The 15,730-nt window shown below is 40.8% G+C and carries 18 protein-coding genes and 1 tRNA gene; 4 read left to right on the top strand and 15 right to left on the bottom strand.

The window, feature by feature from the left end:
- Positions 1-10: 10 nt before the first annotated feature.
- The 8 genes from HMPREF1504_RS07450 to HMPREF1504_RS07415 form a co-directional block, all read right to left on the bottom strand.
- On the bottom strand, positions 11-805 hold the full coding sequence (locus tag HMPREF1504_RS07450) for a TSUP family transporter (protein WP_038124815.1): 795 nt from the start codon (positions 803-805) through the stop codon (positions 11-13).
- A gap of 135 nt (positions 806-940) precedes the next feature.
- A complete protein-coding gene (locus HMPREF1504_RS07445; protein WP_005380196.1) occupies positions 941-1,240 on the bottom strand; it encodes a YerC/YecD family TrpR-related protein in 300 nt (99 codons plus the stop codon).
- Positions 1,241-1,248: 8 nt separating this feature from the next.
- Positions 1,249-1,902, bottom strand: coding sequence for a methionine ABC transporter permease (locus HMPREF1504_RS07440; protein ID WP_005377242.1), 654 nt, complete (start codon positions 1,900-1,902; stop codon positions 1,249-1,251).
- Positions 1,883-2,929, bottom strand: a complete 1,047-nt coding sequence (locus HMPREF1504_RS07435) for a methionine ABC transporter ATP-binding protein (protein WP_016475934.1) — start codon at positions 2,927-2,929, stop codon at positions 1,883-1,885. Before HMPREF1504_RS07435 ends, HMPREF1504_RS07440 begins: the two co-directional genes overlap by 20 nt.
- A 74-nt stretch (positions 2,930-3,003) precedes the next feature.
- Positions 3,004-3,861: a D-amino-acid transaminase gene (gene dat, locus HMPREF1504_RS07430; RefSeq protein ID WP_005383167.1), complete on the bottom strand. Its 858-nt coding sequence runs from the start codon at positions 3,859-3,861 to the stop codon at positions 3,004-3,006.
- A 208-nt stretch (positions 3,862-4,069) separates the two neighbouring features.
- Positions 4,070-5,185, bottom strand: a complete 1,116-nt coding sequence (locus tag HMPREF1504_RS07425; protein WP_038124813.1) for an acyltransferase — start codon at positions 5,183-5,185, stop codon at positions 4,070-4,072.
- A gap of 6 nt (positions 5,186-5,191) precedes the next feature.
- Positions 5,192-6,985, bottom strand: a complete 1,794-nt coding sequence (locus tag HMPREF1504_RS07420; RefSeq protein WP_038124812.1) for a DUF4127 family protein — start codon at positions 6,983-6,985, stop codon at positions 5,192-5,194.
- Positions 6,986-7,124: 139 nt separating this feature from the next.
- A complete protein-coding gene (locus HMPREF1504_RS07415; RefSeq protein ID WP_009661032.1) occupies positions 7,125-7,751 on the bottom strand; it encodes a trimeric intracellular cation channel family protein in 627 nt (208 codons plus the stop codon).
- A 144-nt stretch (positions 7,752-7,895) separates the two neighbouring features.
- On the opposite strand from HMPREF1504_RS07415, the gene tadA reads away from it, so the two are divergent.
- Together tadA and HMPREF1504_RS07410 are read left to right on the top strand one after the other, a co-directional pair.
- The gene (tadA, locus tag HMPREF1504_RS10245; protein ID WP_084644755.1) at positions 7,896-8,405 is read left to right on the top strand and encodes a tRNA adenosine(34) deaminase TadA; all 510 of its coding nucleotides are present in this window, start codon (positions 7,896-7,898) and stop codon (positions 8,403-8,405) included.
- Positions 8,359-8,449: transfer RNA gene (locus HMPREF1504_RS07410), tRNA-Ser, on the top strand. The genes tadA and HMPREF1504_RS07410 overlap by 47 nt, the downstream gene beginning before the upstream one ends.
- Before the next feature lie 194 nt (positions 8,450-8,643).
- Here HMPREF1504_RS07410 and HMPREF1504_RS10415 read toward each other — a convergent pair.
- The 3 genes from HMPREF1504_RS10415 to HMPREF1504_RS07405 all read right to left on the bottom strand — a co-directional run bounded on the left by HMPREF1504_RS10415 (position 8,644) and on the right by HMPREF1504_RS07405 (position 9,309).
- Complete coding sequence (locus HMPREF1504_RS10415; protein WP_156919374.1) at positions 8,644-8,808, bottom strand: hypothetical protein; 165 nt, start codon at positions 8,806-8,808, stop codon at positions 8,644-8,646.
- A 42-nt stretch (positions 8,809-8,850) separates the two neighbouring features.
- Positions 8,851-9,006 (bottom strand): hypothetical protein, encoded by a 156-nt coding sequence (locus tag HMPREF1504_RS10410; RefSeq protein ID WP_156919373.1) that lies wholly within the window; start codon positions 9,004-9,006, stop codon positions 8,851-8,853.
- Between the two features lie 72 nt (positions 9,007-9,078).
- Entirely contained in the window at positions 9,079-9,309 is a 231-nt protein-coding gene (locus tag HMPREF1504_RS07405) for a hypothetical protein (RefSeq protein ID WP_038124810.1), read from the bottom strand.
- A gap of 538 nt (positions 9,310-9,847) precedes the next feature.
- Between HMPREF1504_RS07405 and HMPREF1504_RS07400 the strand changes: the two genes are divergently transcribed.
- Entirely contained in the window at positions 9,848-11,035 is a 1,188-nt protein-coding gene (locus HMPREF1504_RS07400) for an MFS transporter (RefSeq protein ID WP_038124808.1), read from the top strand.
- 86 nt (positions 11,036-11,121) lie between these two features.
- Here the strand turns inward: HMPREF1504_RS07400 and HMPREF1504_RS07395 are convergent, their stop codons facing one another.
- From HMPREF1504_RS07395 to HMPREF1504_RS07380, 4 genes are all read right to left on the bottom strand, one after another.
- On the bottom strand, positions 11,122-12,369 hold the full coding sequence (locus HMPREF1504_RS07395; protein ID WP_038124806.1) for a serine dehydratase subunit alpha family protein: 1,248 nt from the start codon (positions 12,367-12,369) through the stop codon (positions 11,122-11,124).
- 1 nt (position 12,370) lies between these two features.
- Positions 12,371-12,742, bottom strand: coding sequence for a RidA family protein (locus HMPREF1504_RS07390; RefSeq protein WP_005375663.1), 372 nt, complete (start codon positions 12,740-12,742; stop codon positions 12,371-12,373).
- Between the two features lie 75 nt (positions 12,743-12,817).
- On the bottom strand, positions 12,818-13,642 hold the full coding sequence (locus tag HMPREF1504_RS07385) for a hypothetical protein (RefSeq protein WP_038124804.1): 825 nt from the start codon (positions 13,640-13,642) through the stop codon (positions 12,818-12,820).
- Positions 13,642-14,586: a hypothetical protein gene (locus tag HMPREF1504_RS07380; protein WP_038124802.1), complete on the bottom strand. Its 945-nt coding sequence runs from the start codon at positions 14,584-14,586 to the stop codon at positions 13,642-13,644. The genes HMPREF1504_RS07385 and HMPREF1504_RS07380 overlap by 1 nt, the downstream gene beginning before the upstream one ends.
- Before the next feature lie 202 nt (positions 14,587-14,788).
- Here HMPREF1504_RS07380 and HMPREF1504_RS07375 point away from each other — a divergent pair, with 202 nt between their 5' ends.
- The gene (locus HMPREF1504_RS07375) at positions 14,789-15,685 is read left to right on the top strand and encodes a prenyltransferase (protein WP_005382211.1); all 897 of its coding nucleotides are present in this window, start codon (positions 14,789-14,791) and stop codon (positions 15,683-15,685) included.
- Positions 15,686-15,730 lie beyond the last annotated feature (45 nt).

The raw sequence follows: 15,730 nt of genomic DNA, 5'->3' as shown, positions 1-15,730 counted from the left end.
CTCACACCTCCTACAAGGTAGAAATATAATCAAACACTAATTTTAACAACATCACTGTCGTAACAGACAGGAATACAACACGCACCAAAGAGGACCCTTTCGCAATGGCTAAATAGGATCCTAAATAGGCGCCCACAACTTGTCCCACCGCAGCGGCAAGACCATACATAATATTGACGTGTCCTAAATATAGAAATACAAGTAAAGATGCTAAATTACTGGTGAAATTTAAAATTTTAGCATTCGCCGAAGCATGGAGAAAATCAAATCCGGTAAAGATAAATCCCATAATGAGAAATGTACCTGTACCAGGGCCTATAAAGCCATCATAAATACCGATGCCAAGGGCAAAGGCCATACAAATATAAAGTGCTCGCCCCATTACTTGAGAGGTGCGATTTACTTCGCCCCAGTTCTTTTTAAAGACTACAAATAATGTAACGGCCACGAGTAATACGATGATAATCGGTTTAACATATAGCGGCGGTAATGATACAACCGCCAAAGTACCCAGCATAGAACCTATAAAGGTAAAAGGCAATAGTTTACGAACCAGCCTAAAATCAACCATATGGTTTCGTAAAAATGTAATTGATGCACTACCGGCCCCAAAGATACTAGACAATTTATTACTACCTAGAGCCACGCTAGGAGGCAAATTAGTTAGCAACATGGCCGGCACAGATATCAATCCACCGCCACCCACTATGGAATCCACAAAGCCCGCAAAGGCCCCTGCTACAGCAAGCAATATAAGTATCATTACCTCATAGGGTAATCCGGTTATTGCAATTAGCCATTCCATATACGACCTCCCATATCTCACATACATATACTATCATTTTACCATTCGTATAAGTAAAAACAATAGTCCTATATACAAAATAACGGTGACCAGGGTCACCGTTATGTATTATATCCTACTATGAATATGTTACGACTATTTTTTGTCTGCCAATCGATCTAATACCACTGTATAACCATCAGCACCATATACAAGGCATCGTTTCACACGACTAATCGTCGCTGTACTAGCACCGGTTTCTTCTACAATCGTTTCATAGCTATCACCAGCGCGTAACATTTTAGCCACTTGAAGTCGTTGCGATAATGCTTTCAGTTCATTAACAGTACAAATATCCTCAAAGAATGCATAACATTCTTCTACAGTTTGAAGTTGTAAAATGCCTTCAAAGAGCTCGTCATGTTGAGCACTTCTCAATTTTTCATTGACGCTCATAACGCCTCCTATTTCTTATTCATCGCTTTGGATAAACCGTCACCAATCATTTGGATAACTTGAACCATAATGATAAGAATGATGATGGTAGCGAGCATGATATCCCCTTGGAAACGTTGGTATCCGTAGCGGATAGCAATATCACCAAGGCCACCGCCACCAATAGCACCTGCCATTGCAGAGTAACCAATCAAGTTAACGATAAGCACCGTAACATTATCGATAATAGTTGGCAATGCTTCTGGTAACAATACCTTGCGGATAATTTGGAATGGGCTTGCCCCCATCGATTGAGCAGCTTCGATAACACCGAATTGAATATCCTTAATGGATGTTTCTACAAGACGTGCTAAAAACGGAATCGCCGCCAATGTCAACGGTACACAAGCAGCCGTCGTACCAATGGACGTACCAACAACCATACGTGTAAACGGAATGATGGCAACCATTAAGATGATAAACGGAATGGAACGAGTCGCATTAACGATAGCCCCTAGAATCTTATTAAGCGCTGCATTTTCTAAAATATGTCCCTTAGAGGTAACCACCAATACAACGCCGAGTGGAATACCAATAATCATGGCCATAATCGTAGAAATAACGGTCATTTGCAATGTATCCAAGGTACCGGTTATCAACAATTTAATTACTTGCTCTGACATAACCGATCACCTCGCTTTCAATTGGTAATGTTCTGATATAGTCTAGCCCTTCTTGCGCCTTCATAGGATCACCATTCAAAATGATGATGAGACGGCCTACACTAGTGTTTTGAATGTAGTCGATGCCACCAAATAAGATGCTTACATCGAGGTCAAACCGACGTACTAAACCTGCTACAACAGGTTCATCTGTGGCTTGGCCGGTAAACTTCAATTTTACCAATGGTGCCGTACCAGCAATCCAGTCATCATGAAGTTCAATATGTTCAAGCGCTTCTTGTGGTAGGTTATCGCTTACTACTGAGCCAACGAAATCTTTTGTAGTCGGTTTCTTCGGATTTGTAAATACTTCGAGCGTACTACCTTCTTCTAAGATAACACCGCCTTCGATAACGGCTACGCGGTCACAAATTTCGCGGATAACCTTCATTTCATGAGTGATGAGCACAATGGTAAGCCCCATCCGTTCATTGATATCCTTCAACAATTCCAAGATGGATTCTGTTGTTTGTGGATCCAACGCAGATGTAGCTTCGTCGCACAATAATACCTTTGGATTAGATGCCAAGGCGCGAGCAATGCCAACGCGTTGCTTTTGACCACCGGATAGCTGGGATGGATAGTTATTCACGCGGTCCGATAAACCTACGATATCGAGAATCGGAGTGATGCGTTCTTTGATTTCAGCCTTGCTAAGCCCTTGCAATTCCAATGGGAATGCTACATTGTCATAGACCGTGCGCGATGATAAAAGATTAAAATGTTGGAAAATCATGCCAATGTGTTTACGCGCTTTACGCAGTTCACTAGCACTCAATTTCGTTAAATCTGTGCCGTCTACGATAACGGAGCCCGATGTAGGAGCTTCCAGCATATTGATGCAACGAATCAGTGTAGATTTACCGGCCCCTGATTGACCAATAATGCCGTAGATTTGCCCCTTTTCAATGGTGAGGCTAATATCCTTCAGCGCTTCTACACGATTAGCACCTTCGTAGACCTTGCTAATGTGTTCTAATGTAATCAAAATATGTCCTTTCTTTGTGAAAGCTCCCCTTACCAGCCACTATAGCTACCATATTGATACCTATAGTATGCTAATTAAGCCAAGCCTTCTTCCATTAATTTTTCTAGACCATGACGTAATTTCATAGTCACTGCACCTGGTTTACCATCAGCTACAGGATTTCTGTCGAGTTTTATAATCGGAATCACACCACCGGTTGTATTGGTAAAGAATAGTTCATCGGCATCATCAACGAAGGCGCGGTCAAACTCTTTTTCGATAACAGTGATGCCCAATGAAGGTGCCACACGAGTGATAACCATTTGACGCGTAATGCCCTTCAAAATATGATTATCCGCTGGATGTGTATAAATAATTCCATCTTTTACGGCAAATACATTAGATGTAGCCCCTTCGGTACAAATGCCATCGCGGAATAACATCGCTGTATAAGCAAATTTCTTTTCCGCCTTTGTTTGCGCCAAAATGTTAGGAATCAAATTCGTTGTTTTAATGTCTACATGACCCCAACGTTCATCAGGCAATGCGATAGCTTTCACACCGGATTCCAACTTGTTCACTGCATCCATATCGAGATTATGAATGGACATGAGCATTTGTGGTTCAAGTTTAGAGCGATCGTACGCATGATGGCGTGGCGCCACACCACGGGAGATTTGTAAATAAATGTAACCTTCCTTGATCTCACTTTGTTCAATCAAAATTTCGTGAAGTTCGGTCAAATCATCTGGTGTCATTTTTACGGGAATGTCCATTTCACGCATGGACCGATATAGACGGTCTTGGTGATAGGACAATGCAAAACAACGACCTTTAGTTACACGTACAACTTCATATACAGAATCGCCGAATAAGTAACCACGGTCATCAATGCTGATTACCTTTGCACCTGGTTCGACGAATTCACCGTTAAAATATGTTAATTCTTTCATAAGAGCACCTCATTTTCCCTTGTTGTAACTCTAATCAGTATGATTGTATTATAGCACAATCACAGATTAATTTTCACACTTTACATTGTGAAAGTTTTCAAATTAGTCATAAAAAAATCCGCCCTCTACCGATAACTATAAGTTATGGTAGGAGCGGATTCTATTGTAATTAGTTATATACCCATCTTACAGGGCTTGTATAAGCCTATTAGTTGCCAAGAATATATTTTCGAATTGGCTTTGGTATTTGTTTTAAACCTACTGTCGTCAAGTAGGATAATCCTACAGCCATCACATACAACAGCACTACGTGAGGCACTGTAAATAGAAGATTATACTTGGCCATGATACCGGTCATGATCAATAACCAGAACGGATGTGCCAAATAGATGCCGTATGAAGTATCCCCAATTTGTGACCAGAACGCCTCCATCGTATTGTTGAGGGGCATCACTTGGAATAGGAATAAGCTAAACAATGTGCCTAATGCCGTATAGAATACACCCATTGGACTCAACTGATGTACCGTGTAAATCGCTTCGAGCACCGTATAATGCCATACATCCATGACATAGTAATAGGCGCCCAACATGGATAGAATCGATAAAATGGCACATGTGGCCAATAGATATCGGTAGCGCCACATATAGTCCTTCACGATTTCATATCGCTCAGCTACAATAGCACCAAAAAGGAATATCCATACATAATGAATCACCCAATAATTAAGGCGCATATCGAAGAGATATTTTATGGCTGGAGAATCGCTAAACTGTTGTGTCACCCAGGCTCCCAATCGATAAGATGATATAAAGTCAACACCTAATTGGATGACAAATAAGATGACAAGCCAAGGAATGGGGGCTTTCAAAATCCACCGTACCATCACACGCCATAGTGGCATGAGCACATAGAACCATACCAGTATAACCATAAAATATAAATGGTACATACTGTTACCAAACAAGAGGTTTACAAGCAATGGTCCGGGATGGAGATTTCCAAAATTGTGCGCCGTTATTCCTGTATAGACGAGGTAGAATAGCGACCATACAATGTAAGGATAGAGCACCACTTGAAAGCGTCGTTTCATAAAATCCTTGTAGCTAAATGGATCGTTTACCGATGTATGGTAGAACAAACCAAAGGCTGACAGGAAAAAAAATGCAGGCACTGCAAAACGCGATAAGATTTCCAACACGCTAATGAGTTGTAAATTAACGAACGGATTTTGTAATGCATAGGAGCCGACATGAATGCCGATAACGCCGAGCATACAAAGGCCACGCATATAGGTTATTTCAGGCAAAAACGATCGTTTCATAGGCGATTATTGTTGAGGCACAGCGGCCGGTGTTGGAACGATACGCGATGAAGTCGATGCTTGATGTACTACAGTTGTCGAAGTTGCAGCTGGTGCAGCTTGAGTTGTTGTAGTTGGCACAGCTGGAACGGCTTGTGCTTGGCCATTGGCTTGTGCAGCCGCAGCAGCTGCTGCAGCTTCAGCTTGTCTCTTCGCTTCTGCTTCCCGTTGCATACGAATTTCTTTTTGAAGAGGTACTACTGGTTTATCATAAACAGTAATATCCGTTTCAAACAAACGGCCCCATGGGAATGTAGCCTTAACTGTACGAGGGTCTACCTTCAAATAAGTTTCACTGAAATCTTGTACACGTTCTTGTAAATACTCTTCTAATTTTGAATTCAAATCACCAGAGTAGCGTACATTGTCGGTACGAATGGAATCTTGCATACGATAAATATCCTTGCGGATATTCGCTTGGTATGCCCAGTTATCTAAGTATTGTTGGGTCAACATATCGCGATGCCCTTCTGGGGACATAGTTTGTAGCAATAAGCCTTGTGCAATCGCATAGCCTACCGTATTACTTGCTGTATTCCAGCCATTGTAAGCGCCGATTTTATAGAGTAAATCGCGTTTATATAAAGCACCTAACAAGGTATTATCAGAGCCATTGTTATAGGCAATATCCGCAATGCTCACGTTTACACCTTGTTCCGTAGCTTGTTGAATACGATCTACAAAGGCAGTCGTAGCTTGAGAAATCATTGGGAAGTTACCAAAGGTTTCAGATTCAGATGTGCTCGTAGAAAGCGGTGTATTAACAGCGAGAAGAACAGTTGGTTTACCTGCAGTTGTCATCGTACCACCAACGGCTTCTACGTGTTCCGCAATCGTTTTATCAACGGTTTGGTCTTCGTAACCTGGCAATGTTTTGCCGGCACCACCAAGTGGATAGATAACGGAGAACGTAGGTTTTTCCGCACTTTCATCGGTACGAGAACGAGCCATCAACAATAAACCGAGTTGATCTGCCCCAGGGAAGCTGCCATATTGTGTGCGTGGAATGCCCTTGGAGTATTGATTTAAATAGCGTCCTTCTAATGCGGATTGAGACAATTGGGATGTATCATCATGGCCCAATGCAAAGTATGCAAAGACGCCATTACGCGCTTCATCGATTAGATCTTTGTTTACTTGCATATTTTTTTGACGGCGAGAGAACCAGTCTTGTAGATATTCTACAGGGACAGAGGCTTGCAAGCTCATCAATTTTTGCGTTTCAGCTTGTGTCAATGTGCCTGCATCCAATTTATCTTGTAGTGCAGCAATTTGGAATATGGTTGGACCATAATCTGCATAGTAGGATGGTTCTGTACCACCCCCACTAGCGCGTGGGGAACGCATTACGGTACCAAAACCATAAATGCGTATATTTTTATGGTTTGCCTTAAGCGCTTCGATGCGTTTTAAACGGTTTTCCAATGTGCTCAATGGCAAATTATGTTTACGAGAATCCACAAGGCCGCCATAGATTAAGGTATCTGTACTCAATACCATAACATCGGCACGGCCCGCATTTTGCTCTACCCAATTCCAGATTTGATCGGCTTGCCCTTTGTAGGTTTTACCGGAAATCAAATTTTGTGGTGGTGTTAACACCGTCATTCCCGCTGCCTTTGCAGTATCAACTGTATATTGTAGGCTTACTGGACGATCATCTTGCGGAACATATAACACAGTTTCCGCATCAACTTGAATGGATGTACCCGTAGCAATAGCCGTAACCATTAACGCTACTTTCAACCATTTTTTAGACATAGGTTAAACTCCTTTATCAAGCACGCTTGTGCGTACCATTTCACAACTGTTGTAAGGGATACAATCATAAAAAAATAACTAATATTACAATTATATCACTTAGTCATAATTTGGCAAATATATCGCATAAAACCGATTATTATCTGACACGAGGTAGGCTCCAGTGATATTTTATAGCTAGTAGACGAATAACAAGCACAATGGTGAAAGCCCCATATACGGCTTGGCCCGCCCAATCGCTAATTACCAGTAGATAATAGGCTATACCGCCAATAATACTAGGCAAAGCATATACGTCTTCTTTCAGTACAGAAGGCACGCGCTGCGCCAACATATCGCGCAGAATGCCACCACCTACAGCGGTAATCGTACCAAGCAATACGATGAATATAGGCAAGTCCGGATATAGTGTATATCCTGCGGAGGCACCCGTTACGGTAAAGGATGCTAAGCCAAGAGCATCGGCAAACAAATAACTAGCGCGGCTGCGAGGCCCCATTATGTTGCGATGATAGCGACTGTTATAAATAGCAAATACAATAAAGGTTACCACGAGGACGACCGTAACGTACACCACATTACGAAGTGAATTGGGCGGAAAGTAACCTAGCAGTACATCACGAATCACACCGCCCCCAATAGCGGTAGCAAGCGCGAGCACGGCCATGCCAAAAATATCCATTTTACGGGACACACCCACAAGTGCGCCTGATACGGCGAATGCGATGGTACCAATCATGTCAAACATATACCAAATAATATCCATACTAGCCTCACACAAGCAACTGACACAACGATTAAATCTATTCGCAAAAATACGATAAAATATGATAGACTCTATGTAAGATATTATACATTAAGAGGTGCAATAATGACAAAAGACCTAATGGATTCAACCGAACTTAATACAATGGACGAGCGCAGTCGTGACGAATACTTTATGAGCCTTGCCATCGAAGAAGGCAAAAAAGCGTATGCCCTTGGCGAAATTCCTATTGGCGCCATTTTGGTCCACGATAATCAAGTCATTTCACGTCATCATAACCGCCGTGAACTAGATCATGATGCAACAGCTCACGCCGAGGTTCTCGTCATCCGTGAAGCCTGTAATAGCCTAAGTCGTTGGCGGTTGACTGGATGCACCCTGTATGTTACGATAGAGCCGTGTCCTATGTGCGCAGGGGCCATTATTAACAGCCGTATTGATCGCGTTGTATATGGTGCTAGCGACTACAAAGGAGGCGCCGTAGAATCACTGTTTAATGTGCTATCCCATCCGGGACTAAACCATGAGCCACAATTGCAAGCAGGCATCCTCGCTGATGAATGTAGCCAATTGATGAAAGATTTCTTTAAAGAGCGTCGTAAAGCACGGAGGAGTACCCAAGAGGCTGAAGGGTCCGCACTCGAAATGCGGTAGGTCGGGCAACCGGCGCGGGGGTTCAAATCCCTCCTCCTCTGCCATATTTAAAATGATAATGATAGAGATATAATAGATAAACCTAGATACATCTAACACAGATTGTATCTAGGTTTTCTTGTCTTTCTAAATAAGTTTTATGTTTCAATCATTTCTCTACTATATAGTAGAGTTTGCCCCATTTTTTGCCCCATACTATTTTATAAGCTCATATATAGCCTCTTACACTGATATATGCTTAAAAACTATATTTTTTTTGTATTTCGTCAATTTGTTTTTGTTCTTCTTCAGTAATAATATTATCTGGATTTTTAGTTACAGGCAAATCAGCATATTGGCTATCATCTGCCAATAAGATTGGTATATTTTTATTTTTATTTTTATTCTTATTCCTTTTCTTCATATTTCCCCTCTTTCCTATCACTTAAGTTCATCATACAAAGTATTAAAATTTGTACTTCTTTTCTATTCTATCTTTTTCTTTTTGAATTTCTGGTGTCATTTTTATAACAGTAGAATTAGGATTCCTATTTACAGGCTCATCTTTATACTGACTATCATCAATAATCATCATTGGAATTTTCTCTTTCTTTTTCTTCATATTCTCCCCTGCCTATCTTATCCCTTAATTTGTTACAAGTATTCCCAGAATGACATTAGGTATATATAACTCTTAATACCAATATATTGTATCCCTTTTGGGGAATAAATTTAAGGAACCATATTCCTCTAGTTTATTTAAAGCATGTACTGTATGCCACTCATGACCTTGAAGCGGTTCTTTAACAGTAGCTACATTGCTTTTACGGTCTAATTCAACTATGCCATATGCTACATGAGCATTAGGATGAAATTCATATATAGCCATTTCTTCATTTAATTGTTTTAATACAAGAGATAACATTTTACTCTCCCTTAACACTCAATTTGTGACAAACACTCCAAAAGTGGCTTTCCTAATATTATTGATTTATCTAACATTTCATCGAAAGTTTTGTATTTCGGATAATTATCTGAATCTATATCATCAGGAACCGGAACTAGATAAATTTCATATTTTCTATTGGTAAAAACTACATAGAAAAAAGACGGTACTTGTGGTACCGTCTTTTTACTTTTGCATTAAGCAATCGAAATACTCATCGCCTTAACAGTATCTATCATGCAAGTATACCTAGTCATTATACTATTAGTAGCTAGATAGATACTTTAGCAAGTAACTAGCACAATAAAAAATAGTATCCACAATACCAAGTTTTATATTAAGCGATGCAAATTATTCATTTTTTTAGTCATTTATTATACTACAACTTACCAATTTGTTTGTAAAGACTTCATCTTCTCGATATGTGTCTTGCCATTTTATATTTCGTATATTCGGATACATATAGTATATAATATAAATATATTGTATATTACATCATCAATCAACGAGGTTTACTATGCAAAAGTATTATCCTTATCTCATCACGCTGAGTCACATGATTAATGACTCATGCCAAAGTGTACTACCTGCATTATTGCCGCTGTTTATCTATACGTATGGACTGTCCTTGGAGCAAGCAGGTTTTCTCATCTTAGCGAACACGGCATTATCGTCATTGCTACAACCATTGCTAGGGTATATTTCAGACAAGCTTAATCAGCCACGACTCATCGCAGCAGGTACGTTATTATCCGCATGTAGTACGGGGATGATGGGTTTTGTTTCGTCTTATGAAAGTCTCCTTGTATGTGCCACACTAGCTGGTGTAGGTTCTTCCATTTTCCATCCTGAAGGGGCCAAAATTATGAACCGCCTCGGAGGTGGCAAGAAGGGCAAAGCAATGGGGACCTTCGCCATCGGCGGTAGTTCAGGCTTCGCCTTTGGTCCTCTATTTGCGGGCGCCATCGCCTATACAGTAGGTGCACATGGTCTAGCAGCTTTCACCGTAGCCGGTATTATTATATCTACCGTTCTATTCTTGCTCATGCCACGTATCGTAGCTCATGCCCAAACTATCGACCAAGCTGTAGCCACCGAAAATCCAACAGTTGCGGCTCAGCCACTGAAAAATTATTGGAAATATTTTGGTATATTGTTCATCATTATTCTAAGCCAATCGGTTAATTTCCGCGTTATTAATGCATTTATCCCTGTATTCTGGACTCATGAACTTGGCACGAGCCCCGAACAAGGTAGTTTTGCATTAACCGTATTCTTTAGCATCGGCATCTTTATGACCTACATCGGTGGCTTATTGGGCGATAAATACGGTCCTATCAAAATCATTAGATTATCTCTGTTGATTTGGTTGCCATCCATGTTCCTATTAACACAAGTCCCTGAGTTTTCTGTAACGATTATGATGCCACTCGCCTATCTGATTTTGCTCATGATTGGTGCTGCAAAGGCCATCAGTTATAGCCCTGTTATTGTACTGGGCCAAACTTATCTAGCTAAGAGCATCGGATTTGCATCAGGCATCACCCTTGGCGTAAGCCAAACAATCGGCGGCATCATCGCACCAGTTGTAGGAAATTTAGCAGATACCTATTCCCTACCAGCAGCCATGATGACACTAGTTCCATTCCTTATTGTGGGACTGGGCGCTTCATTACTATTAAAGGATCCTAAAAAATTACAATAACATTAGAAAAACAGCGTTATGACCAAACCGATCATAACGCTGTTTTCTTGTTTCTATGACAAAATATACTCCATATATAGAGACAATTAATGCTTCAACATTTCATTCAAAATAACCACATCAGTTTCTTTCATGCCTTGTGCTACGGCACCGATACTTTTAATCGTATCATCAACGGAGTGAGCTACAAGGCCATCACCCTTTTGATAACTCTTGTTAAGGCGAGCTTGTTTATAGCCCATGAAAGCTCCATCTAAGGAGATGGCAATTTTACCGGCACAAGATGGTTTCGCCCCATCACATACGATACCGGATAGACTAACAAGGCCATTTACAAGTGTATCTTCGATGATATCTTTGTTATCGCCTTTCAAGAAGGCAATACCCGCTACACTTACAATGCCAGCCGATACGACACCACAGTATGCCGATAATTTACCGATACCAGATTTAACGTAAAGCGTTAACAAATTGGCAAACACAAGAGCTCGGTACAGTTCCTCATCGGTTTTGCCAAGCTCCTCCGCGGTTGTAATGATAGGCATAGATACAGTCAATCCTTGGTTGCCAGAGCCGGAGCAAATAACTACAGGCAACGGGCACCCACTCATGCGTGCATCAGATCCTGCTGCGGCACGAGCCTTACACTTTGTTTCTAGAGATGGGGTTTCATCATCAAGCAATAACAATCGACCAATATTGGCACCATAATCATTGGATAACCCTTCATTTGAAATGGCCGTATTATATTCTACCTGCTGCTTAATGCTAGGTAAGATACCGGAAATGTCGCCAGCTTTTGCAAATTCGTAGATACTATCGAATGTCATCGGGCAAGTACTACTTTCAACCTCTTTAATTTCGTTAATGGTTTCAGAAATCACATTTCCATCTACGGACACATAGGTAATATTGGTATGTGCATTTTCAATGCGTACCACTGCCGTATGTTCATCTGTGGTTGCCGTAATTTCAATGTAGAGATTATCAACACCTTCCGCTAGTTCTACAGTGCAAAAGTTAGCCTCTAATAAGGTGCCTAACCATTTACGATCTTCATCGGTAGCCGCTTCTAACACCTCTAGTTCTCGTTCTGGATGGCCTACGATAGCGCCGAGCACGGTAGCCGCAGCTAAGCCTTTGCGGCCTCCAGAGTTCGGAATGACCACGGATTTTACGTTTTTAATGATATTGGCACTGCATCGCGCATGAATGTGGTTGGGAAACTCATCCAATACGGATGCGGCCTTGGCTGCTGCATAGGCAAGAGCGATTGGCTCTGTACAGCCAAAGGCAGGTCGCATTTCTTTTTGTAATAATGAAATATAATCCATATTATACTTCCGCGATGATTTCCACTTCTACTGCAACGCCCAATGGAAGATCTTTTACAGCCACGCAAGAACGAGCTGGTTTAGATGTAAAATATTTTGCATATACTTCGTTGAAAGGTTTGAAGTCATTGATATCAGCTAAGAAGCATGTTGTTTTGATAACCTTGGAGAAATCAGAACCTGCTTCGGCTAATACAGCTTCAATATTTTTGCATACTTGTTCAGTTTGTGCTTCGATACCGCCTTCAACTACGGAACCCGTAGCCGGGTTAATCGCTACCTGACCAGAAGCGAACAAGAAACCGCCAGCTACTTTAGCTTGGGAATAGGGACCTACTGCTGCAGGCGCTTTATCTGTGTGAATTGTTTTCATAATAGGACTCCTTTTTACAATACATACATCATATAGAAATTATTATACATTAATATCGATGTTTTTCAATATATTTTATTTAATCGATTTGAAAGCATCTGCAAAGATTGGCATAAAGTATTGACGTTGTACATCACTAGTCAATGCCAAGAACAATGTAGGTTTTTGTGGATTCATTACGAGTGCCGCTTTTGCATAATATGGGAATTTGATACCTTCCGCATCAACTAATACACGAGAACCTACCGTATATGTTTGATACTTTGTATTATTCATTTTCTCCATTTGTTCTGTGTTTTCTACAGTAATTGTAGTAGGTTTTTGGCTTTCACCAACTACACCAAAGGCAGTGCTGTAACCTGTACCAGCACTTACATAGATAGAACCGGGTACGTTCTTATCTGGCAATGTAAATGTTTTAGATTCTTTTGGCAACAGATTATTAACCGTAGTCAACATGAGTTGTTCTGTAATCGGATCCAACTCACCATTATTGAGTATGGCTAATACAGGAAGGACAGACGCATTAGCCTTAGGGTTATCAAACAATGCATTGGCTGCCGTTTTCAAATCTACGGCTACTAACAAAGCGTCCTTTTGGCCAGTTTTATCTTCCCCTTGTAATTGATATACATCATAGGAAACGCCCATATAGTTAAGCGCAGATAATGCATCCTCATTACTTTGGCGAGTCCGTTTATTCGTAGTTGGTTTTGCATTATCCTTGATAAGCAAATCCTTTATAATATCCACAGAATCTGTAGTAGATGCGGTTGCCACCGTAACTGTATTCGGAACAGACATGGATCCTGCTATGGTTTTTACATCTTTTGCACCAGCAAAACTAGTCACAGCACCAACTAAACAAGCTGCTAGCACAAGAGTTTTTAATGGTTTCATTATTTATTGCCTCCCTTTAGGGTTTTCAATCCATACATGGATTCTAATTGTCCTGACCAGTAGTCTCGGCTCGTATCTTCGGTAGCCAAGATTTGTACTGTAAGCCCATCGTTTTGTGGCATTGCATACATAGTTAAGCTACCAGGCAATACAAAGCCATCATATTTTAAGCTGCCGCGCACACTCATACCGGCCATAGCACCAAACTTAGATGTATATGGTTTAAATGATATTTCTGTAGCGCCCATTGTAAAGTTAGGGATGACTCTCTTAAACAGATCTACGCCCTCTTGCACACTTTGTCTATTCTTTTGCGACAGCGATGCATCTTGCATAGCACTTTGTTGTATCGTTTTAATCATATCGCGATGCATAGTAGCATTTAAATTTGCCATTTGTGGCTCTAACATCTTACGATCAAGTGTAACTGTGGCCATTTTTGAAATAAACTTCTCTGCATTAGATTTTGTGTAAGGCTCGCTAACTGATTGTGCTTTCACTTGTTTATCAGCCATTGCTGCGTTAACAATTTGAGTAGCTGTACGATCGAGATAATTAATCGCCTCTTTATTTACATTGTATGTAAGCAACCAACCTGTATGATGACCTAGTGTACTATCCCCCGATAATTGGTACAAACTATATCCATCTAGAGCAGTACCTTTAAACTCTTCTTTTACCATGGGATAGGATGTTTTTATGCGGTCGTTCATAGATTGTGCAGCTCGCTCATTAGCCTTTTGAAGGGTCTTATTTTGTTCCATCGTTCTGAAAGTAGGATTTGTAGGAATCGCATCTACAGCTACCGCGTGTACACCATTATTAGTGGTAGCATACTGACCATAACCTAAATCAATTGTATCGGCACAAGCTACAGCCGCCATACCTACCGTTAAGCAGGTAGCGCAAGCTAGTGTCATTACCTTCTTACTCCACGTTTTCATAGTCTCACCTCATGAATATATGAATTGAATTATATACGTAAGTTAAATTAAGAATTTTAAATATACATATAATATTATACTATATAATTGTACTAACATGATAGGTACACCAAATTTACATTTCTCCTAATGTACTATACAATACTTAAAGATAAGAAAACGTATTTCTAACAGAAAGGAGTTGGCATTTCGCCACACTAGTATGATACAAGAATTAATTCCTCTCACTAGACCTCGCACATTGGCTGCTGCATTAGGGCCAACCATCTTAGGTGCTGCATTTAGTTATTATACCTTCGGTGCACTTCATGGCACAGGACTCGCCATATTCCATACAATTCTTATATTTTTAGCCGTCGTATCGGCTCAAATCATCGCTAATTTATGGAATGAATTAAAAGATTTTAAATCTGGTCTTGATGCGGGGCAAAAAATAGGTAATGCTGGATCCCTTACCCGTGGTGCAGTGACGCCGAAGCTCATCTCCACTATGATTAAGGTTCTTATGATTGTACCTATCATCATCGGCCTATACCTATCAGCCACCATTACATGGTGGTACATTCCGGCTGGCATCATCTGTATTTTAATTAGTTTTTTGTATTCAGGTGGCCCAAAGCCAATTTCTCGCACACCATTTGGGGAAATCTCATCCGGTATCGCCATGGGTTTTGCTATTGTCCTCATTACAGGCTTTGCGTGGACGCGTGAACTTTCACTAGCATTCCTAATCCCTGCACTACCAGCTACTCTATTAGTTGGGTCCATCATGCTCACCAACAACATTCGAGATATTCGAAACGATGAAAAACACGGTCGTCGCACATTACCAATTGTATTAGGCCGCGACCGTGCCATCAGCTTAATGAGCATCACCTATATCTTTAACTTCTTCTGGATTGGTGCCTGGATCTATTTGAAAGTCCTCCCAATCCCAGCATTACTCGCATTACTCGCCATCATCCCAGCATTTAAAACCATCAAAACATTCTATACCCATGTGGACGAAATCAAATTAGATAAAGCCATGGGTACTACCGCTGGTGCTGCTATGTTATATCAATTACTATTAGGTATAGGGCTCATTATTAGCCGTTAACCAAACTAAAAGACAATAAGCAAAGGAGCTACCACTCAAAACCTC

The organism is Veillonella sp. ICM51a (assembly GCF_000524355.1).
Lineage (GTDB): Bacteria > Bacillota > Negativicutes > Veillonellales > Veillonellaceae > Veillonella > Veillonella atypica.
Note: the sequence above shows the minus strand (reverse complement) of the source record. Positions and strands in the feature narration are given on the sequence as shown.